Origin of the sequence: Sporomusa sp., assembly GCF_035561155.1 — a bacterium.
Classification (GTDB): Bacteria; Bacillota; Negativicutes; order Sporomusales; family Sporomusaceae; genus Sporomusa.
In genome coordinates this window covers 1-21,433 of record NZ_DATMYD010000122.1, presented here as the reverse complement: position 1 = coordinate 21,433, position 21,433 = coordinate 1, and the positions used below count along the sequence as shown (strand labels likewise).

20 protein-coding genes are annotated in these 21,433 nt (G+C 46.7%); 14 read left to right on the top strand and 6 right to left on the bottom strand.

The annotated features are described in order from the left end of the window. Positions 1-78: 78 nt before the first annotated feature. The 4 genes from VN447_RS16425 to VN447_RS16410 all read right to left on the bottom strand — a co-directional run bounded on the left by VN447_RS16425 (position 79) and on the right by VN447_RS16410 (position 5,404). Entirely contained in the window at positions 79-1,260 is a 1,182-nt protein-coding gene (locus tag VN447_RS16425) for an acetyl-CoA C-acetyltransferase (RefSeq protein ID WP_325526426.1), read from the bottom strand. 42 nt (positions 1,261-1,302) lie between these two features. Then, positions 1,303-2,853, bottom strand: a complete 1,551-nt coding sequence (locus tag VN447_RS16420; RefSeq protein WP_325526425.1) for an acyl CoA:acetate/3-ketoacid CoA transferase — start codon at positions 2,851-2,853, stop codon at positions 1,303-1,305. Between the two features lie 195 nt (positions 2,854-3,048). Then, positions 3,049-3,885 (bottom strand): methyl-accepting chemotaxis protein, encoded by an 837-nt coding sequence (locus tag VN447_RS16415; protein ID WP_325526424.1) that lies wholly within the window; start codon positions 3,883-3,885, stop codon positions 3,049-3,051. A gap of 118 nt (positions 3,886-4,003) precedes the next feature. Beyond that, complete coding sequence (locus tag VN447_RS16410) at positions 4,004-5,404, bottom strand: GntP family permease (protein ID WP_325526423.1); 1,401 nt, start codon at positions 5,402-5,404, stop codon at positions 4,004-4,006. A 436-nt stretch (positions 5,405-5,840) separates the two neighbouring features. Here VN447_RS16410 and VN447_RS16405 point away from each other — a divergent pair, with 436 nt between their 5' ends. Further along, positions 5,841-6,581: a beta-ketoacyl-ACP reductase gene (locus VN447_RS16405; RefSeq protein ID WP_325526422.1), complete on the top strand. Its 741-nt coding sequence runs from the start codon at positions 5,841-5,843 to the stop codon at positions 6,579-6,581. Positions 6,582-6,914: 333 nt separating this feature from the next. Then, complete coding sequence (locus VN447_RS16400; protein ID WP_325526421.1) at positions 6,915-8,687, top strand: sigma-54-dependent Fis family transcriptional regulator; 1,773 nt, start codon at positions 6,915-6,917, stop codon at positions 8,685-8,687. Between the two features lie 104 nt (positions 8,688-8,791). On the opposite strand, the gene VN447_RS16395 is transcribed toward VN447_RS16400, so the two are convergent. After that, complete coding sequence (locus tag VN447_RS16395; RefSeq protein WP_325526420.1) at positions 8,792-8,968, bottom strand: aspartyl-phosphate phosphatase Spo0E family protein; 177 nt, start codon at positions 8,966-8,968, stop codon at positions 8,792-8,794. Between the two features lie 192 nt (positions 8,969-9,160). Between VN447_RS16395 and corA the strand changes: the two genes are divergently transcribed. From corA to VN447_RS16340, 11 genes are all read left to right on the top strand, one after another. Then, positions 9,161-10,231 (top strand): magnesium/cobalt transporter CorA, encoded by a 1,071-nt coding sequence (gene corA, locus VN447_RS16390; RefSeq protein ID WP_325526419.1) that lies wholly within the window; start codon positions 9,161-9,163, stop codon positions 10,229-10,231. Between the two features lie 109 nt (positions 10,232-10,340). Then, on the top strand, positions 10,341-11,195 hold the full coding sequence (gene cpaB, locus VN447_RS16385) for a Flp pilus assembly protein CpaB (protein WP_325526418.1): 855 nt from the start codon (positions 10,341-10,343) through the stop codon (positions 11,193-11,195). Between the two features lie 44 nt (positions 11,196-11,239). Beyond that, complete coding sequence (locus VN447_RS16380) at positions 11,240-12,475, top strand: type II and III secretion system protein family protein (RefSeq protein WP_325526417.1); 1,236 nt, start codon at positions 11,240-11,242, stop codon at positions 12,473-12,475. Between the two features lie 5 nt (positions 12,476-12,480). After that, entirely contained in the window at positions 12,481-13,698 is a 1,218-nt protein-coding gene (locus VN447_RS16375; RefSeq protein ID WP_325526416.1) for a response regulator, read from the top strand. 15 nt (positions 13,699-13,713) lie between these two features. Continuing rightward, positions 13,714-14,691, top strand: coding sequence for a type II secretion system F family protein (locus VN447_RS16370; protein WP_325526415.1), 978 nt, complete (start codon positions 13,714-13,716; stop codon positions 14,689-14,691). A gap of 130 nt (positions 14,692-14,821) precedes the next feature. Continuing rightward, on the top strand, positions 14,822-15,955 hold the full coding sequence (locus VN447_RS16365) for a sensor histidine kinase (RefSeq protein WP_325526414.1): 1,134 nt from the start codon (positions 14,822-14,824) through the stop codon (positions 15,953-15,955). Positions 15,956-16,160: 205 nt separating this feature from the next. Then, positions 16,161-16,337 carry a Flp family type IVb pilin gene (locus tag VN447_RS16360; protein ID WP_325526413.1) on the top strand — a complete coding sequence of 59 codons (177 nt, stop codon included), beginning with the start codon at positions 16,161-16,163 and terminating at the stop codon, positions 16,335-16,337. A gap of 232 nt (positions 16,338-16,569) precedes the next feature. Beyond that, positions 16,570-16,986 carry a TadE family protein gene (locus tag VN447_RS16355; RefSeq protein WP_325526412.1) on the top strand — a complete coding sequence of 139 codons (417 nt, stop codon included), beginning with the start codon at positions 16,570-16,572 and terminating at the stop codon, positions 16,984-16,986. Beyond that, entirely contained in the window at positions 16,983-17,906 is a 924-nt protein-coding gene (locus VN447_RS16350) for a Tad domain-containing protein (protein WP_325526411.1), read from the top strand. Before VN447_RS16355 ends, VN447_RS16350 begins: the two co-directional genes overlap by 4 nt. A gap of 98 nt (positions 17,907-18,004) precedes the next feature. Further along, positions 18,005-19,375, top strand: a complete 1,371-nt coding sequence (locus tag VN447_RS16345; RefSeq protein ID WP_325526410.1) for a CpaF family protein — start codon at positions 18,005-18,007, stop codon at positions 19,373-19,375. A 15-nt stretch (positions 19,376-19,390) separates the two neighbouring features. Then, on the top strand, positions 19,391-20,317 hold the full coding sequence (locus VN447_RS16340) for a type II secretion system F family protein (protein ID WP_325526409.1): 927 nt from the start codon (positions 19,391-19,393) through the stop codon (positions 20,315-20,317). Positions 20,318-20,372: 55 nt separating this feature from the next. On the opposite strand, the gene VN447_RS16335 is transcribed toward VN447_RS16340, so the two are convergent. Further along, positions 20,373-20,690 carry a pyrimidine/purine nucleoside phosphorylase gene (locus VN447_RS16335; RefSeq protein WP_325526408.1) on the bottom strand — a complete coding sequence of 106 codons (318 nt, stop codon included), beginning with the start codon at positions 20,688-20,690 and terminating at the stop codon, positions 20,373-20,375. A 192-nt stretch (positions 20,691-20,882) separates the two neighbouring features. Here VN447_RS16335 and VN447_RS16330 point away from each other — a divergent pair, with 192 nt between their 5' ends. Beyond that, positions 20,883-21,224, top strand: coding sequence for a DUF192 domain-containing protein (locus tag VN447_RS16330; RefSeq protein WP_325526407.1), 342 nt, complete (start codon positions 20,883-20,885; stop codon positions 21,222-21,224). The last annotated feature ends 209 nt before the right edge of the window (positions 21,225-21,433 follow it).

Below are 21,433 nucleotides of genomic sequence, written 5' to 3'. Positions count from 1 at the left end.
AATAGACCCCCTTATATAAAATTATATATACCACCTCCCTTTTTGGCTGAAAGGGAGGTGGCAGCTAACCGATGTTAACTAAATGCGCTCGATGATGGTGGCAACGCCTTGGCCGCCGCCGATGCACAGGGTGGCCAGACCTAGCTTAGCCTCTCTGGCTTGCATGGAATGCAACAGGGTAACAAGTATCCGCGCGCCGCTGGCGCCGATAGGATGGCCTAACGCAATCGCACCGCCGTTGACATTGACTTTTTCTTTGGTAAAGCCAAGCTCTTTACCTACTGCAAGAAACTGAGCCGCGAAAGCCTCATTAGCTTCGATCAAGTCGATGTCGGCAATGGTAAGACCGGCTTTCTTCAGCGCTTTGCGGGTTGCCGGCACTGGTCCCATACCCATAATGGAGGGGTCAACACCGCCTGAGGCAAAGGAACGAATGCGGGCCAGTGGTTTGAGACCTAGTTCGTTAGCTTTGTCGGCAGACATAATGACCAGTGCGGCAGCTCCATCATTAATACCTGAGGCGTTACCTGCAGTGATGGAACCGTCTTTTTTAAAAGCAGGTTTTAAACCGCACAGCGACTGAGCTGTTGTGCCTGCTTTAGGATATTCGTCAGTATCGAAAATAGTATCGCCTTTCCTGCCTTTGATGACGACCGGGCATATTTCTTCTTTAAAAGCGCCGGTCTCAATGGCTTTGAGTGCTTTTGCTTGAGATTCATAAGCCAGTTGATCCTGATCTTCCCGGCTGATATTATATTGAGCAGACACATTTTCGGCAGTGATTCCCATATGGTAATCGTTAAAGGCGCACCAGAGACCGTCGTGAATCATGACATCGGTGAGCTTGGCATGCCCCATGCGGTAGCCCCAACGGGCTTTGCTGTCCATGAGATAGGGGGCTTGAGACATATTCTCCATGCCGCCGGCTACCACAATATCAGCGTCACAGGTCATAATGGCTTGAGCCGCCAGATTTACTGTTTTTAAGCCAGAACCGCAAACTTTATTAACTGTAAATGAAGGAACTTCCACTGGCAGACCGGCTTTTATCGCCGCCTGCCGGGCGGGGTTTTGCCCCAGGCCTGCTTGCAGTACGTTGCCGAAGATGACTTCGTCAACGGCTTCTTTATTAATACCGGCTTTTTCAATAGCGGTCTTAATGGTTAAAGCACCAAGGTCTGTTGCGGCTACAGCGGCCAGGGAACCGTTAAAATTGCCGATGGCAGTACGTACTGCGCTGACGATTACTACTTCTTTCATTAATTGCACCATCCTTTAGTGATTATTTGACTGCATTGGTTATTACTTATCCAGGCCCATAGGCTCATCGCGGAAGATGCGCTCATCCATGGTTTTTAAGTTGGGGGAGATGAGTGGTTTAAAGTCCATCAACGAAAGGATGTCTTTTTCCAGATCAACGCCTGGGGCTATCTCGGTAAGCATCATTCCGTCCGCGGAAAGCTCAAATACTGCTCTTTCAGTGATGTACATGACAGGCTGCTTTACTTTTTGAGCATACTGACCGCTGAAGGTAATTTGTTCAACTTGGTCAAGGAATTTTTTTGCCTTGCCTTCGTTCAGTATCGACAGTTTCCCATCAGCAACCTGCACTTTGAGGCCGCCGGCTGTGAAGGTGCCGCAGAAGAAGACCCGTTTAGCGTTTTGAGTAATATTAATGAAACCGCCGCAGCCTGCGACTCGTCCCTTGAATTTGCTGACATTGATATTGCCTTGTTTATCGGTTTCAGCCAGGCCAAGGAAGGCAAGGTCTAAGCCGCCGCCGTCATAAAAGTCGAATTGATAAGGCTGGTCCAAGATGGCCTCGGCATTGATGGCTGCGCCAAAACTCAGCCCGCCTGCAGGAACGCCGCCAACAGGACCTGCTTCCACCGTCAGGGTCAATGTATCACCGATGCATTCTTCGTTGGCCACTAGTGCCACTCCTTCTGGAACGCCGATGCCTAAGTTAACTTTAGCATTAGGAATTAATTCAAGTGCGGCCCGCCTTGCGATGACCTTCCGTTCATCAAGTGGCAGTGGGGCAATGGCTGACAGTGATACGCGGATTTCTCCAGAATAGGTGGGGTTATATTGTTCGCCAAATGTCTGCATATGCAAGTCAGGAGAGGCAGCCACCACTATATAGTCTACGCTGATGCCAGGGATTTTAACATCCATGGGCTTAAGACTGCCGTTGGCTACAAGCCGCTCAACCTGGACGATGACAATACCACCAGAACTTTTGACTGCCTGAGCGATGGATAACTGCTCTAAAGAAACAGCCTCGTGTTCAATGGTGATGTTGCCGCGCTCATCCGCGCTGGTACCTCTGAGTATCGCAACATCAACAGGGAAAGGCTTATACCATAACCATTCCTCACCGCCTAGTTCAATGACCTCGACAAGGTCTTCTTTGGTGATGCTGTTGATTTTGCCACCATCAACCCGCGGGTCTACAAATGTGTTAAGACCAACTTTGGTGATTACGCCTGGCTTGCGGCCGGCTATATTGCGAAACCAATGCGTAAGCGTTCCCTGGGGAAAGTTGTAGGCTTCTATTTTGTTCTCAACAGCCAGCTTGCCGAGCTTCGGTGCAAGATTCCAGTGGCCGCCGACAGCTCTTTTGACCATGCCTTCTGACCCAAAATGGTTAAGACCGCGGTCTTTGCCGTCGCCTTGACCGGCACAGTAAATAAGAGTTAAGTTTCTTGGGGCGCCTTCGTTGATGAATCGTTCTTCTAACGCGGCTGTCAACGCTTCAGGGTGACCGTTGCCGACAAAACCGCTGGTAGCAACAGTTTTGCCGTCTTGTACGAGTTTGGCGGCGTCCTGCGCACTGATTACTTTTGCCAATATGCCCACTCTCCTTGTTGAAGTATCTCGACAATGATTAATGCAAGGAACATGCCAACAGTCTGTATTTTTAAAAAGTTAAAGCTAGTAGCCGGAATTGTGAGCAGATACAGAATTTGTCCAGGGTATTATGTGTTTATTGTTGTAAACACATGCGTCTAATTTCTTGTACACCGTCTATATACAGGTTGACGGCTATCGTTTATCCTGGAACAGGCTGTCTGCTATGTTATCTAGTTGGTGGGCCATGCTGCTGATTTGTTGAGCTGTACCGGCGATACTGGTGATCGCTTCAGCTACTTGCGACAAAACTTGATGAATGTGTTCAATTTGTGAGTTGGAATTATGACTATCTGTTTGAATTGTTTTAATGATGGTATCAATCTTCTTTATAGAATCAGTGCTGCTGGTAGCCAGTTTGCGAATTTCTTCAGCTACAACCCCGAAGCCCCGCCCTTGCTCGCCCACGCGCGCCGCCTCGATCGCTGCGTTAAGACCAAGTAAATTTGTTTGTGCTGCGATGTTCGTTATCAATCGTAAAACTTGATCGCTTTCGGTTACTCTGGCTGCAGACTCATGTGAGACTTTTGCCAGTGTCTGGCTTACAGCCGACAGCTCTTGGGCTTGTGCCGAGATGTTATTTGTTGTTGTAGCAAGAACACTGATGGTGGCAGATAGTTGGGCTGCCATTTCTTTCAGCGATTCTTGCCTGTCGACAGTTTCCTGGATGCAGGCAGCTCCCACTACTTCATGGCAATCGTTGAAAAGCGGGACAGCTACCGCGATATAAGGCTGACCAAATAACGCTTTATCACCCTTGATAATCACGCGACGACGTTCATGTACCGCACGGTAAACGGCGCTTCCGGGTTTTATTGCCGAGCCTACGGCCACTTGCAAATTTAGAGTCTTGCCAGGTTTATAAAATAGATATTTATCTCTGTCAGTTAGACTCACTCCAATATCTCCAATGGACAAATCTAGCAAATACGGGATGGTCTTGGTAAAGTGGTCAATAATCGAGGTTTCCATGGCTTCTCCCTTCTTAGGTATGCTTGCTGGTGCAACTCAATTGCTACACTGCTTTTGCTAATAAAAAACCTGTGTTGATGACAACACAGGTTTTTTATTAGTCTTGCGAATGTACAAATTACAGTATTCCAGTCATGGTGTGCAGGAGAATGATGACGAACACCATGAGGGTTTTGAGACAGGTCAGGACAAAAATATCGCCGTAGGAATCTTTGTGAGTTAGACCGCATACTGCAAGCAAGGTGATAACTGCGCCATTGTGGGGCAGAGTGTCCATACCGCCTGATGCCATGGAGGCTACCCGGTGCAGTATTTCCGGCGACATGCCGATAGAATTTGCCCAAGCCAGCCAGTCTTTGGCCATAAGGTCTAACGCGATAGACATACCGCCTGAGGCCGAGCCAGTAACACCGGCCAGGATATTGACTGTCACAGCTTCAGATACCAGTGGTGAACCGCCCACCTTAATGCTCATCAAGGCACTTGATATCGATTTGAAGCCTGAGAGGGAAGCGATAACATTGCCATAGCCTACTTCAGAGGCAGTATTCATGATAGCCAGGAGTGAACCAACCGCACCGGCGTTGAGTGATTTTGCCAGCATACCGGTTGAGCCGAGGTTTTTGTAACCTAAGGCTATGGCCAAGCCTATACCGGTAACAAGCGCAATAATCAAAGACCAGATGCTGATAACGTTCTTAACAGCGGGAGCAGTCATCGGCAGTTTCATGGCCTTAAACGGTTCAAGCATGGCAGGGTTCCAAGTGAACATATTGGTCATAACGTAGTTAACTACAAGTACGGCGAGTAGCGGTAAAATAGCCAGTTGCCAGGAAGGAAGTGCAGTGTCTTTTTTGATTTCGGGTTCGTTAATAGTATGGTTACCGTACCCTTCGCCTGCTGCCGCCGCTTTTTTTCGGCGGTGTTCCAGCCATAAAATACCAAGGGTTAAAATAGCCGTACCACCTAAAAGGCCAAGAATGGGAGCGGCATAAATGTTGGTTCCAAAGAAGTTAGTAGGAATAAGGTTCTGGATTTGAGGTGTGCCGGGAATACAGTCCATAGTGGCAGTAAACGCGCCAAGCGCAATAGTGGCTGGCAGCAATCTTTTGGGGATATCGGCTTCTTTAAATAACGCCGATGCAAAAGGGTAGATGGCAAATACAACAACGAACAGGCTTACGCCGCCGTAGGTAAGTACACAGCCTGCCAAAACAATGGACAGAATTGCACGATCCTTACCCAAGCCTTTAATAATGGCTTGCGCAATGCCTTTGGCTAAGCCGGTATCTTCCATCAATTTGCCAAAAACCGCACCAAGTAAGAATACCGGAAAAAATGACTTAATGTAGGTAACTGCTTTAGCCATGAACAGCTCGGTGTAGGCTGGCATAAGAGGGAGCCCTGACAACGAAGCGGCAAGTAAAGCGAACACTGGGGCAAATAAGATTACCGAAAAACCACGGTAGGCAAAGAACATAAGTAAAAATAAACTAAGGAGAATGCCGATTACTTCCATTTAATTAACCTCCTAAAGATATTAGAGTGTTTTTGTAATCATAAATCAAATCGTTTAGCTGGAATAACCTCCTTTCTTACATAGTGCGCATTTCAAATATATTTATAAGCAAGTATCATGCCAATGAAAATTTTTTTGGCAAAGTAAATGTAAAATCATTATTTTCTGTCTTCTGTGCGGGAGTTACCAGGGGTGGCGGCTGAAAAACAACACTAGTTGGTGTATATATTAATAGACAGTGTGTGTATGAAGTGAGACATATATACATAGCTTCACTAAAAAGTGGTGTAGTGGTATAGTCGCTTGCAGACAATTCTTATCTGTAATTTGTAGCTACCTAGGATATTGGCATGATTTTTGCATCATACTTTAAATGAACGTTGAAACCTTATGTTACTTCTAATGGTCTTTATTTAAAACGGGGAGGTTTTTTTTTATGAAGGGTTTGAAAGACAAGGTCGTAATTATTACTGGGGCTGCGAGCGGAATTGGCAAGGCGACTGCGCTAAGGTTTGCTGAAGAGGGTGCAAATATTGTTGTTGCGGATTTTGCTGATGGCACGGCTACTGTGAAAGAGGTGACAGAAAAAGGCGTGCAGGCTATCTACGTTCAAGTCAATGTTACTGACTCGGAAAATGTAGCGACTATGGTAGCTAAAGCAGTAGAGGTATTTGGCAAAGTAGACGTATTGATTAACAATGCGGGTATTACTAAAGATGCAATGATGAAAAAAATGACTAAAGAGGCTTGGGATTCAGTAATAAATGTAAACCTGACAGGTGTATTTAACTGCACTTCCGCCGTGCTCCCGCATATGCTTGAACAGAAATCTGGGGTGGTACTTACTACCTCTTCAGTTGTAGGCCTGTACGGTAATCTTGGTCAAACTAACTATGCAGCCACTAAGTGGGGGGTAATTGGTATGACTAAGTCTTGGGCCAAAGAAATGGCGAGAAATGGTATCAGGTTTAATTGCGTTGCGCCAGGATTTATTGCCACAGAAATGGTCAAGAAAATTCCTGAACAAGTACTGAATGAAAAAATACTGATTAAAGTACCCGCAGGGCGACTGGGTGAGCCGGAAGAAATTGCTGCGGCTTTTGCCTTCCTGGCATCTGATGATGCCAAGTTCATCAATGGCACAGTTCTTAGCGTTGACGGTGCCTGTACGCTGTAGGATTCAATAACTGCTTGTTTGGTTATGTATAAAAAAGATGATAACGTGGAGTGCTTGCACTTCGCGTTATCATCTTTTTCGTATATAGCTTCTCCCTCTTCAAAATTCGATAGTTTCTGACAATTTTCATACTATGATGACTTTTTTTTGTAGACACTAACATGGTCACGTTCTATAATTGTTGTTAAAGACTAATTTCTTTTTAAGCAAGATTAGCTGTTAAATCCTTTTTTAGAGCGGGATTAGTAGCGCTAAGATCCTCGATACTTGAACTAGTCAGAGGCTGTTGAACACTTCCTACTGAGACAATTATTTTATATAGGAGGTCCCGGAATGCAAAAATGTGGAGTGAGCGGTCTGCTGGAAGCATTCTCGTCGACCGGAATGACGGAGATGCGCGCTGTGCTTGATTCGGTCTGCAATGGGGTAATGGTGGTTAACTCTCATGGTATCATCACATTTCTTAATACTGCCGCGGAAACTTTTAGCGGGCTAAAGGCCGAAAACGTGATCGGACAAATGATAGATGACGTGATTCCCAACACCGGACTTATCCGGGTTATGGAGACAGGCTTAGCTGAGATTAATCAGCGCCAGAATATCGGGAAATGTGAAATATTAACCAATCGTACGCCCATAATCAAAGACGGCATAATTATGGGCGCTGTTGCTATTTTTCAGGACATTACTGAATTTAATGAAGTAGTTACTCAACTTGAAGACATAAAAAGGCTCAAGAGTACATTGGAATCCATTTTAGAAAGCCTGCATGAAGGCATTGTGGTTGTGGACAAATCAGGCAATATTACCATGATGAATAAAGCGTATGGCGAATTCCTGGATCTTGACACTAAAGCGGTGGTGGGAAAACACGTAGCTGACGTTATTCCTAATACCAGAATGCATCTTGTGGCTCAGGAAGGAAAGGCCGAAGTCACTGATCTACAAAAAATCCAGGCAAATACCTGTGTCGTTTCTAGGATTCCCATTATCAAAGATGGCGAAATCATCGGCGCTGTCGGAAACGTGGTTTTTAGAGACGTAAAGGACCTGAAGTCGCTTGCCCGAAGAATCAACAAGCTTGAATCAGAGTTGGAGTATTACAAAGAAGAGTTATTCAAGGCTTATGGCGGCAAGTATACTTTTGACAGCATTGTTGGCAATAGTGATACGATGAAGTGCCTGAGAGATGTAGCGGCTAAAGCGGCTAAAGGGATGTCGACTGTGCTGATATTGGGGGAAACCGGTACTGGCAAAGAATTGTTTGCTCATGCTGTGCATAATGCCAGCCGACGGCGTCAGGGTCCTTTTATCAAGATCAATTGTGCAGCACTGCCTGAGAATCTCCTGGAAGCGGAATTATTCGGCTATGAGGAAGGTGCATTTACTGGTGCCCGCAAGGGGGGAAAACCCGGTAAATTTGAATTGGCTAACGGCGGTACGATCTTCCTAGATGAAATCGGTGAGATGCCTCTTGCCATGCAAGTCAAACTGCTTAGGGTACTGCAGGAGCGGGAACTGGAGCGCCTGGGCGGAACTAAGTCCACCAAGCTTGATATCCGTGTTATTGCGGCAACAAACCGCGATCTGGAAAACATGATCGAGCAAAAGCAGTTTCGGCAGGATTTATATTATCGGTTAAATATATTTACACTCAATATTCCCCCGTTAAGAGAGAGAACAGAAGACATTCCTTTGTTATGCCAGATGTTGTTCGAAAAAATTAATAGTCAGGTTGAGCACTGGGTGGAAGGCATTTCGCCGGAAGCGCTTGCTTTGTTAATGCAATATAACTGGCCTGGCAATGTTCGCGAACTTGAAAATGTACTGGAACGTACGATTAACCTGATGGATGACGAGATAATCATTGCGCCGGAGCATTTGCCGCCAATGCTCAAAAAGGTGACCGGAATCCAGGCAGAGACTGGCGGCGGAGAACCCCCTCACGATTTAGCTGATATAAAAGATGATGCGGAGAAGCAGGCAATTTTGCGGGCTCTCGCGGCAGCTGGCGGCAATAAGAGTAAGGCAGCCAGAATTTTGGGTATTCATCGCTCAGGTTTTTATCAAAAGATGCAGAAGTATAATCTAATAAATAATATATGATTTGCGATGTAAGTAAACAGCCCTTGCGAATTCCCGGTAGAATACGCAAGGGCTTATATAGTAACTACGCAGATTTGTTGTGGACGAAACTGTAACTAACCGCATTAGAAAACTTTTAGACAGCGGGTATAATACAAATATTGATTAATTAATTTGTCAAGCTTACGGCTGAGGCGCATAATATCAGGATGTGATATACCGACTTTTTCAGACCGTTTATGCATTTGTTCACGCAATCTCTCAATCTCTTCAGACAGTCGGATCATCGTCTTATCCATCATTGCCACCCTCTTTATGTAATATTTTACTAGAAGATGTTTGGACAAAGTATGATGTAGATCACATGTCGGCTCTTTTATTGCGGTGGTTGTATGGTGCTAGCTAATATGAACAGTAAGACAGAGAATTCATAAAGGGAAAATATGTAAGAAGAGAGAACGTCTTTCCTTACATATTTTTTTGTGAGGTGTGTTATGCCTAAATTTCAGAGAGTCAAGGCTTCTAAGGTTGGTTTACCGCCGGGAACGCTGGTACATATTGGTGATACCCGCGCCGAGAAGACTTATATTAGCGTAGTGCATTATGACGGCGATACATTTACTGAAACAAATGGTGCTTCGTACAATGGGTTAGCGCAGTTGTCGACAAAATCTGGCGTTACCTGGATTAACGTACGCGGACTTAATTCTAAAGCCGTTGAAAGTATTGGTCAGCAGTTTAATATTCACCCCTTGGTGCTCGAAGACATCTTAAACACCGACCAGCGTCCCAAGCTGGAGGATTATGGAGATTATTTGTGCGTAATTGTAAAATCATTGAACGTGACAGATGAGGCGCCTGATTATGAGGCCGAACAGGTTAGTCTTATCCTTGGCTCCAACTATGTAATCTCTTTTCTGGAAAGATTACCAGGTGACAGAGACGTTTTAGCCGGAGTATATGAGCGAATTAAAAGCGGGAAGGGCAAAATCAGAAAGCTGGGAGCAGACTACTTGCTATATGCCTTGATTGACAGTGTGGTCGACCATTATTTTTTGGTACTTGAACATTTGGGTGAAAAAATTGAAATGGTAGAAGATCAGATTGTTGCTCAGCCACGCCCGGAACTGCTGCATGAGCTACACGCTCTTAAACATGATATGCTGTTTATGCGTAAGTCGGTATGGCCTGTGCGTGAATTAATCAGTGTGCTTGAACGGGGGGAAACCGCTCATGTCCAGGAATCGACGCTGATTTACTTAAGAGATGTGTACGATCATGCTATTCAGGTCATTGAGACAGTTGAGATTTACCGTGACATGCTGACAGGGATGATGGATATCTATTTATCCAGTATTAGCAACAGGATGAGCGAAGTCATGAAGATGCTGACAATCATTTCGACGATCTTTATTCCCCTTACTTTCATTGCCGGGGTATATGGCATGAATTTTGAGAATATGCCTGAACTGACTTGGGAGTACGGCTATCCGCTTATTATGTCTGTCATGCTGGGGATAGGCCTGATTATGATGCGTTATTTCCGGCAAAAACATTGGTTATAAGGGTACAGGTCATAAGTCCTAAGAAATTAAACGGTAGGTCCGATAGGTCACGGGGGGCTGCTCGGTTAAAATTATAGTAAGAGTATGAGTAACGGGCAGGAGGGAAGGCATGCTCAAGCTTTCTAACAAAGGGCTCTTAATGAGTGCAGTTATTCTTAGTTTATTAACAACAGGTCTAGTGTACAGCTATTTGCAAAAGTCAAGTGGCAGTCAGCCCAAGGATACGGTAGCAGTCGTGGTCGCCCAAGTTGACATCGGCGCCAAGACTAGAATTACCCCCGAGATGGTGAAGGTGATAAAGGTCCCTGCCCCATATCTGCAGCCTGGCGTAGTACAGGATAGCAAAGAAGTTGTTGGTACCCTGTCCAAGGAGCAGATTGTGGCCGGTGAACAGATTACGGCCAGGCGGCTTATTATCGAAGGCAAGTCAGCAGGCTTTACCGGTTTGATTCCCTCAGATAAACGAGCTGTAACGATCGGCGTGAACGAAGTAACCGGGGTGGCTGGATTTGTCAAAGCCGGTGACTATGTGGATGTAGTTGTTACATTTGACCAAAACATTACAGGCGATAATCTCAGCCATTTAGTCTTACAGAATGTTCTGGTACTGGCTTCTAACCGGGAAACCGAGGGTGGAGCTGCTGAAACAGTTAATAGCAATAATTCTAAAGATAAAAAAGATGTTATTAAAACAGCGACAGTAACGCTGGCCGTAGCGCCAGAGGAAGCCTCCAAGCTGGCGCTGTCTGAAGACAAAGGCAAAGTGCGCCTGGCCTTGAGACCGTTCCTTCACAATGCAGGTATCAGTATTGCCGGTCCGGTTACACCGTATGACCTTGTCGGTAGTCATGTGCCAAACACAGAGCCAAGAGAGCAGGCGCCCCCACCACCTCCGGTCAAGCAGCCGCCTTCAGGCATCCAGATGATTCGTGGTACCAAAACAGAGGTAGTGCCAATCCATTAGCAAAATTCTCTGCAAGTTGAGCCGAATAGAAAGGCAGGAGTCTTATGAAGAAACTTAAGTTGCCTGTGGTAGCTGGTATTATACTAGCGATTATGCTGATCAGTGCTGTTGCAGTGGCTGCCGAGGATAAACTGGCAGTGGCCGTCAATCAATCGCGCGTTCTTACTTTTAACGCCGTTGAGCGTGTGGCAGTGGCTAATCCTGAAATTGCCGATGTAGTAGTTGTATCAGGTGTTGAAGTGCTCTTAGTCGGCAAAGCGCCAGGGTTAACCACCCTTCATATCTGGGCCGGCGGCAACCGGTACAGCTATTTGGTGGAGGTCGGCGCCGCTGATATCACTATTGCCAACGACATTAAGAATATTCTCGGACTTTCCGATATTACTGTAAGCAAGGTTAATAAAACTATTATTCTGGAAGGCACCGTCAATGATCAATACCAGAAAACCCGGGCCGAAAAGGTGGCGTCAGCGTATGCCGATAAAGTTGTCAATCTGCTGGAGCTTACCCGGCCGGTACAGGTGAAAATCGAGGCCAGGGTGATTGAGATTAACCGGGAAGCGGCTAAGAGCTTAGGCATTAAATGGTCTGGCAATGAGGCTGGAACCCCTGGTAATTTCGCCTTTGGTCAATCATATGGCGGTACAAACCCGCTGGCACCAACAGCATTTGGTAATCTGGGCACCTATAGTCCGATAAATGCACAGCTAGACGCACTGGTGAAAAACGGTTTGGCCAAGATATTATCCCAACCCAATATGATCACACTAAGCGGTGATAAGGCCAATATTATGGTAGGCGGCCAGATACCAGTGCCTGTTGGCTTAGATAATGGCCGTATTTCCATTGAATGGAAAGAGTATGGAATTAAGCTGGACATCGCGCCTGAAGTGAACGCTGAAAAACTTATTCAGAGCAAAATTAAAGCTGAGGTCAGCACTTTGGATTGGTCTAGTGAACACAAAATTGAACTTGGTCTGGGCATGAAAATTCCGCCTATTAAAATGCGTAAAGCCGAGACTGCTGTTGCAATGTCTTCCGGCCAAACCATGGCCATTGGTGGTTTAATTTCCAGTGAAACATCTAAAGACGTACAGAAAATCCCGCTGTTAGGAGATATTCCTATCCTTGGCAACTTGTTTAAGAGCACCTCATTTAGCCGGGGAGAGACAGAAGTTATTATTTTGGTAACTCCGACGATTGTTAATCCTGCCGAATATATTCCATCGCAGACACAGGAAATGAAGGAGTTTGTCAAAGAAAACCCATTTAGGGGGTAAGACAAATGGCTGAAAAGATTAAAGTTTTTATAGCCGACGATATTGCGGCAACCCGGGAAAATATTTGCAAACTGATGGAGTTTGATCCGGATTTAGTTTTAATCGGTCAAGCCGAATCAGGTAGTGAAGCTGTCGAAAAGGTAAAAAAACTGCAGCCTGATATTATCTTAATGGATATTAATATGCCAGGCATGGATGGGATTGCGGCTACGGAAAAAATTGCCGCTGAAGCCCCTGATTCCGCTATTATCATCATGAGTGTACAGGGCGAACAGGAATACCTAAGGCGGGCGATGGTCGCCGGAGCCAAAAATTATCTGGTAAAGCCCTTTAGTGGGGATGAATTACTGCAGGCCATTAAGCAAAGTTTTAGTAATGAGAAAAAGCGGCGCAATGTCGTAAAGCTTGAGCCCAAGCGGGAAGAGCAAGGCAAAATCATCACAGTATTCAGTACCAAAGGCGGTATTGGCAAAACAACGATTTCAACAAATCTGGCAGTGGCTCTGGCGGCTAAAACCGGATCAAATGTAGGAATCGTTGATGCTGATCTGCAGTTCGGTGATGTCGCACTGTTCTTAAATCTAATACCACGTGCTACAATTGCCGATTTGGTGCGGGATATCGAACATCTGGATACCAATGTTCTAGACGGTTATCTGGCGCAGTTTAACAACAATGTAAAACTGCTGCCGGCACCCCTCCGGCCCGAACAAGCCGAAACTGTGACAAGCAGCCACCTGTCAGCTATCCTTAAGACTATGCGCTCAAGCTTCAAATACACGGTTATTGATACTGCGCCAACCTTTTCTGACAGTATGTTGGCCATACTTGATGCCTCTGATATTATCCTGGTAGTGGCTGCGCTTGACCTGCCGACAATTAAGAATGTCAAACTATGCTTAGAGATTATGGAGTCACTCAAATATGGTGAGGATAAGGTCAAAGTAGTGTTAAACAGGGCCAATACCGATGCCGGTATGGAGATCAGCGAGGTGGAAGAAAGCCTGAGATATAAGTTCTCGGCTACTGTGCCTAGTGATGGCAAGGTGGTTGTGGCCTCGGTCAACCGGGGTGTACCGTTTGTTGTCAGTCATCCGGAAACGCCGGTGGCCCATAGTATCGTCAATTTGGCTCGCCTGGTTGCCGGCAGCGAGTGGCAGGAGCAGATCGAAGAGCAGCCGGCCCTGGGGGTTGTAGGAAGATTTAAACGGTTATTTGGCTAGAGAGGAGACGGTAGCATGCTGCCGCTGATCGGAATTGCACTATTTCTTAATCTGCTTGTTGTCTGCTTGCTGCTCTATCGTTGGCAGACACATGACAGAGAAGCAGTTGGACAGCGTCTCGGCCACTATGTCAAGCAAGCCGCAGATGTGACAAGTCAGGCTGCGGTGCAGAGGGCTGCAGCACGCGAATTGACCGGCTGGCGGGCGTTAATCAGGCAATTGAGTAAATTGTTGGAGCTATCTGATGGATCCTGGTCAAGGGGAGTTGAGCATCGTCTTATTCAGGCCGGACTACCGCTGAAAACCTCCGAGCTTTTAGTCATATGCCTGGGAACAACTTTTGCCGGAGCAGTGCTGTGCCTGCTTAAAGGCGGATTGACCGGCGCGGTGGTTGGTGGTGTTATTGGTTACTTAGCACCGTTTCTGTTCCTGCGAATAAAAATTAAACGGCGGGCCAGGGCATTTAATGCTCAGTTGGGGGATACGCTGATTTTGATTGCCAATGCCCTTAGAACAGGCTATAGCTTTATGCAGTCGATTGAAATGGTTGCGCGGGAAATGCTGCCGCCCATTTCCGTCGAGTTTGGCCGGACACTGAAAGAAATGAATCTGGGTGTCCCCACAGAGGAAGCAATGAGTAACATGGCCAAGCGTGTAGACAGTGACGACCTCGATTTGGCTATTACCGCCGTGTTAATTCAACGGCAGGTAGGAGGCAACCTTGCCGAAGTTCTTGATAATATTGCGGCGACCATCCGTGAGCGGATTCGCATTAAAGGCCAGATTAAAACACTTACCGCCCAGGGACGCATGTCAGGCATTATTGTGAGCTTGTTGCCAGTCGCTATGCTGCTTTTGCTTCAGGTTCTTAATCCCGGGTATAGTAATATCCTTTTCACACATCCGACAGGGCAGCTTATGCTGGGGGCCGCTGTTGGTGGCCAGCTTCTAGGAATTGTGGCCATCCAAAAAATTGTCAATATTGACATCTGAAAGAAGCGTGAGAGGGTGAAAAAATTTCCACCCTCTTTTGGCGTGTTTTATTAGCAGGATATGGGCCTGGTATGACGAATTTGGCTTATAATGTGTAATTCAATTAGTGTGGTGAGGAGCCTGGGCCTGCATGAAGAATCTTGATGTAAAAATGTTAGATAAGATCGTAAAAGGAACAATAGCCGCGGTAGAAAAAAGCAAATCGCAGATTTTTGATATATATGAGGCTGCACGGACTGAAATGGAGAATGTGCGGCGGGATGTTGAGCGCATCAAACAGGAAACGGCCGAGATCATTTTCAAGGTGGACGAACTGGAAAAAAAAGAGCGTCGCTCCCGGCTCCGGCTTATGGAAGTGAGCCGCAATTTTCGCGAATATACAGAAACCGATATTAAAGCCGCCTATGAAGACACCAGTAATGTCCAGCTCGAATTGGCGATGGCCCGGCTGCAGGAACAGAATTTGCGCCGCCAGCGCGATGATTTGGAACTCAGGCTTAAAGTACTGAAGAGCACAGTTGAGAAGGCGGAAGGGCTTGTTTCACAGGTCGGAGCGGTACTCGGCTATTTGGGTAATCAGATGGGAACAGTCGTCACTCAGATTGAATCCTTGCAGGCAAGCCAGGTCTTTGGAGCGAAGATAATCAGAGCCCAGGAAGAGGAACGGCGGCGGGTGGCGCGGGAGATTCATGATGGCCCGGCACAGTCAATGGCCAATATCGTTTTCCGGGCTGAGGTATGCGAACGTTTGATTGATACCGACATTGTCCGGGCAAAACACGAACTCAAGGATCTTCGCGAACAAGTACGGGTAGCGCTTAGGGAAACCAGAAAGATTATTTTTGATCTGAGACCCATGACCCTTGATGACTTAGGGCTTGTCCCTACAATTAGACGGGTGCTTGATACGATGAGAGAGCGGAGTGGTATTTTTCCCGAAGTCAAAATAATGGGAGAAGAAAAGCGTTTGGATTCCCATGTTGAGATCGGCCTGTTCCGTATTATCCAGGAGGCTCTCAACAATGTAGAAAAACACGCGCAGGCATCCTCGGTATGGGTACGTATTGACTTTCGCCCCAGCGTAGTCTCGGCTGTCGTGGAAGATGATGGACAAGGCTTTGCGTCTGCAGAGAACGTTGGCAGCGAGAGCTTTGGCTTAATGGGCATGCGTGAACGGATTAACCTCCTAGGGGGCGAGCTAAATATAAAATCTGAATTAGGTAAAGGCACGCGAATCTTTGCTACTGTACCGCTCAAGCCATAGGCCTGTCGATACCTGTTAGGACTTTTTCCTTGGTGTGGCTGGGACCCAGCACCTACCAAATTGATTACCAGAATAAGCCTCAATGCCTACTGTAAATGAGACTCTAGGACGATGTTAACATACCTTCTCGCTGGTATAATGAAATCAGAACCAAACGAGATTACCTAAATAAAATACAATCATAAAAATTTAGGAGGTATGACAAATGTTGAAAATGTATTGGGAAATGATCCAAGCTCGATATCTGAATGAGAAAGGCCAAGGCATGGTTGAGTACGGTTTGATTCTGGCATTAATTGCCGCCGTTGCGGTGGCATCATTCACCCCTATGGGCGTCGACTTGGCGTCCAAGTTGGATACCCTTACCGCGAAATTCAAATAAACGAATCCTTTTAGCACTTATATATCGAACTATTGGCGTAAAATATAGCCCTCCTGGCCTTTTGTCAGGAGGGCTTGTTCTTTCAGTAGTAGGTTAGGACTATACTCCTAGGTTGCTAAGGACTAAGTTCCTTTGCGAGATAAGACTCAGGCATTATGTTATCATAGATGTAGGCATGCTACAATGATGGTAGAGAATAATCTCATAATGACTACTTACTAGGGGTGATGATATGAAAATTACCCACTATCTTAAACGGAACCGGGGGCAGGCTATGGTTGAGACAGCCATTGTACTACCTGTATTCATACTGCTTTTGTTTGCCATCTTAGAGTTCGGACTGGTAATGAATCAGTATCTGGTGTTGACGGCAGCCGCCCGGGAAGGCGCGCGAACTGCTGCGGTGAGTGACGATACTGCAGCACGGGCAGTCGTCAACGATGTAGTCGCCAGCATTGGTAATACTGGTTTGCAAGTTAACATTGCCTATCCAGGCGGCAAACGCGAGCAGGGCAAATCAGTTACTGTGACGGCTAGCAAGCCGATTGAAGTAACAACACCTATAATTAAGGAAATCATTGATAGCGCTTTTGCGCCTGACGCGCCGGTACTTACCGGGCGGTCGGTTATGCGGGTGGAACTGCCATGAGGATATTTGTTAATAATCAAAAAGGCACAATAACAGTATTAACTGCTTGTGCAATCACTGCCCTGATCGGTTTTACCGCCCTTGTTGTCGATGTTGGATTTTTATATGTAAACAGGGCGGAGCTTGTTAACATAGCTGATGCCGCGGCTCTAGCCGGGGTCCAGGATCTGCCTAATGATACTGCTCATGCTGAGGCCAGTGGCAGAGAGTATGGCGCCCGGAACAGCCATCCCGGCGATGTGGTAGAGGTCGCTGTTCCTACCAATAAGGTGGTTACTGCTACCGCTAAACGGACAGTTAACATGACATTTGCCAAAATCCTTGGTCTGAACGCAGTCGATGTCCGGGCAGAAGCTGCAGCCGTTATAAGACCCACTAGCGGGGTTATTGGGGTGGTGCCGTTTGGAGTAGTCTGGCAGGAGTTTATCTACGGCCAGACTTATGCTCTGAAAGTTGGTGCTGGTGATGGCTACGCCGGTAACTACGATGCGTTGGCTTTGGGGGGGACCGGTTCGCGTAATTATACCGATAATATTAAGTTGGGCTATGATGCCAAGTTGTCGGTAGGTCAATGGGTGTCCACCGAAACTGGTAATATGTCAGGTGGTACCAGTGAAGGAGTCAACTACCGTATAGGCCTTGATCCGTATGCTACCTTTAATACGGTAGAGATAGGTTCGCCACGGATAGTAATTGTGCCATTGATTGAATCAATCACTAATGATACAGGGCGGCATGATGTAAAGATTGTTGGCTTTGCCGGCTTTTTTCTAGAGGGAGTAGCTGGATCAGGGAAGGACAACCTTGTAAGCGGCAAGTTCATGCAGACTGTAGTTGCCGGTGAATCGTCTGGCACCGCGACCGATTATGGTGTATATAGTGCCGCGCTTGTTCCGTATGAATCAGTAGCGCCAAACTAGCCGCAGTAACATTGCATCCACTGATAGGCAACTGCGGCATCTGTGCTTCATGTCTGGTACTGTTGTTGAATAACGCCATTAGCCATAGGAGGAACACTATGTCGCTGTTAAAACGCTTGGAAGAAGCTCAGATAAAGCAGGAGCAGCCGCCCAAAGGTGTAGAAAAGCCAAAAACGGCAGCGCCGCCGAAAATCGATCCTTATCAAAGTCTTAAAGGCAAGATTCACAAGAAAATAGTCGAAGAAATGAGCCTGGAAGAAAGCAAAGTGCTTGTTGATAAGGATGCTGACCGCAAAATGCTGGAAGAGGTTGTTGCCCGCATTGCCAATGTGGTTATGGATGAAGAAACAGTACCAGTACCCAGAAGCGAGCGGTCGCGGATTATTACCGAAATTGTTGATGAGGTTTTAGGTTATGGACCGATTGACCCGTTATTAAAAGATGAGTCTATTTCCGAAGTTATGGTCAATAGTCCTACACAAGTCTATGTTGAACGTAAAGGTAAACTAGTGCTTAGCGATGTGCGATTCCGCGATGATGCCCATGTCATGCATGTCATTGAGAAAATTGTTGCGCCGCTTGGCCGCCGTATTGATGAGAGCTCGCCCATGGTTGACGCCAGGCTGCCTGACGGCTCCCGGGTCAACGCCATCATCCCGCCGCTAGCCTTAAAGGGCCCATGCCTGACTATCCGGAAATTTGCCAAAAACCCACTCATGGTAAAGGATCTTATTAACTTTGGCACCCTGACCCAGGAAATGGCGGATTTCTTACTGGCCTGCGTAGAAGGCAAGCTTAACATTGTGGTATCAGGCGGTACCGGTTCGGGTAAAACAACCACACTCAATATTCTTTCGTCATTTATCCCCCATGATGAGCGGATTGTCACCATCGAGGACGCTGCTGAGCTGCAGCTTAGGCAGGAACATGTTGTTACCCTTGAAACCCGGCCGTCCAATATTGAGGGTAAAGGTGCAATTTCTATGCGCGATCTTGTCCGCAACAGTCTCAGGATGCGGCCAGACCGAATTGTTGTAGGCGAGGTCAGAAGCGGTGAAGCGCTTGACATGCTGCAGGCTATGAATACCGGTCATGACGGTTCGCTTACCACAGGTCACGCCAACACGCCGCGCGATATGCTCAGCCGGCTGGAAACCATGGTGCTCATGGCTGGCATGGATTTGCCGGTCAGAGCGATCAGAGAGCAGATAGCGTCAGCTGTTGACCTAATTCTCCAGCAGTCACGACTGCAGGACGGCAGTAGACGGATTACCCACCTGACAGAAATACAAGGTATGGAAGGTGATGTTATTACCTTGCAGGATATATTTATCTTTGAACAGACCGGGCGGGATGCAACCGGTAAAATCACCGGCTATTTTAAGCCGACAGGCATTCGGCCTAAGTTTCTGGAGAAGCTGTCGGCAAACGGAATAAACCTGCCTAACGAAACCTTTTGGCCCAAATAAAAGGGGGGGATGCATATGCTTATTGCCATAATAGCGCTTACCTTTATAACAGCATTTGTACTCCTTTACCTGGTACTTCACACCTTTGTACCGGTGGCTGATCAGGTTGAGATGCGGCTCAGAGCTCTTGACGGCATAGTGTCAGGACGCACTGACATTGATGATGAGCTGGCCAAGCCATTCCGGCAGCGTATCTTAGCCCCGCTACGAGGCGATATGGCCGGAGTACTGACAAAACTGACACCCAAAGCTGTGCGGGCCACCATTGAGCAAAAACTCATTATGGCTGGCGGATTTTGCAGATTAACCAGTGATGAGTTTCTCTTGTTAATGGGCTTTTTGGCAGTCGCTTTACCGGTAATTGCCGGAACGCTAAGCGTGCTGGCCGGCGTCGCCGGTGGTCAAGTAATTGGGTTTATTCTCATGGCCTTCCTTGTGAGCCAACTGTTGCCATTTCTGCTTTTAAATCATAAGATTGCTGCCCGCAAGCTGAGCATTCAAAAAGACTTGCCTGATGTCCTTGATTTATTAACAGTCAGCGTGGAAGCCGGTCTGGGTTTTGATGGGGCGCTGGCTAAACTGGCGGAAAAGATGAAAGGCGCGCTTGTGGAAGAGTTTAACCGGGTACTGCAGGAAATTCGCATGGGCGTTGCGCGGCGCGACGCGTTAAGCGCTATGGGCACGCGCTGTGATGTGCCGGACTTATCGCTGTTCACTACTTCGCTAGTTCAGGCTGACCAACTTGGTGTAAGCATTGGTAATGTGCTCAGAGTGCAGTCTGCCTCCATGCGGGAAAAACGCCGCCAGCGGGCAGAAGAAAAAGCCATGAAAGCGCCGATAAAGATGCTGCTGCCACTGGTTCTCTTTATTTTTCCTTCGCTGTTTGTCGTGCTGCTTGGCCCAGCCGTCATCCAGATGGCTAGCAGTTTAATGGGTAAATAAAAAACAGAAGGAGCCCTGGCAATTAGTCAGCCGGCTCCTTCTGCTATAGTGATATTTAGTTTGAGACATAGGAACAGCAATAGTCTGCTACTATTGGTACCTTGAGTTTAAAGCGTGAGTCAGCGGGAACGTCAAAGCTGTCGCCGGCTTTATACGTAATCCAGTTGCTTTGTCCTGGCAATAATACGATTAGCTCACCTGCTAAAACCTCCATAACCTCAGCCGCCGCCGTACCAAACTCATATTCACCAGGGAGCATAATTCCCAGTGTTTTTTTGCTGCCATCTGCAAAAATCACTGTGCGGCTGGTCACCTTTCCCTCAAAATATACATTAGCTTTCTTGACGACAGATACCTTTTCAAACTGCTCCATACTGCTAAGCCTCCTGATTAATATTTATGGTTTTTTACTTAACGCGCTCTTCACTGCTTTTATTATAATTTATCATAGTGCCTTAGTAAAATAGAAAAGCCGTATGTTATGTTTCAGTTATCGATTTTCGTTGCAATTGTCGATAGAAATGTTTGGTTAATGATAGAACAGTTAAGAAAGGCAAGGATAAATATGCGGATTATTAACACAACAAGACAACAGATATTAGGTGAACATATCAAGGTAGCAGCCAGTTTTTTTACCCGGATGATTGGACTTTTAGCTACGCCTAAGCTGCAGGAGGGAGCGGGGCTTTTGATAAAGCCGTGCAGCAGTGTACATACCTTTGGTATGCGCTATCCGATTGATGTAATATTTGTTGATTCTTCTCACGCAGTAGTCAAAGTGGTGGCAGGGCTAAAGCCCTGCTGTCTGGCGATTTCACTGGGCGCTAGCTATGTCATTGAGTTGCCTGAAGGCACTGCAGCCGCAGCCCTTACCCAAATTGGCGACAAACTGGAGCTTATCGAGTAACACTTGCTAAGCGATTGCGAAGGTCTTCCTAATTGTGCCGGGACTTTTGCAAAGCTCTTTTTGTCCTGTTGAGTCTGCTTAAAAAAAGAGTGATTTGGACTGTTCCAGTCCATTCGAGAGAGATAAATCATCACAATGTCTTTATTTAAGCAAGAAAGAGGGTCTATTGCTCGCTTAAGACCTACATTCTAACTCTTAACGGTTCCGTA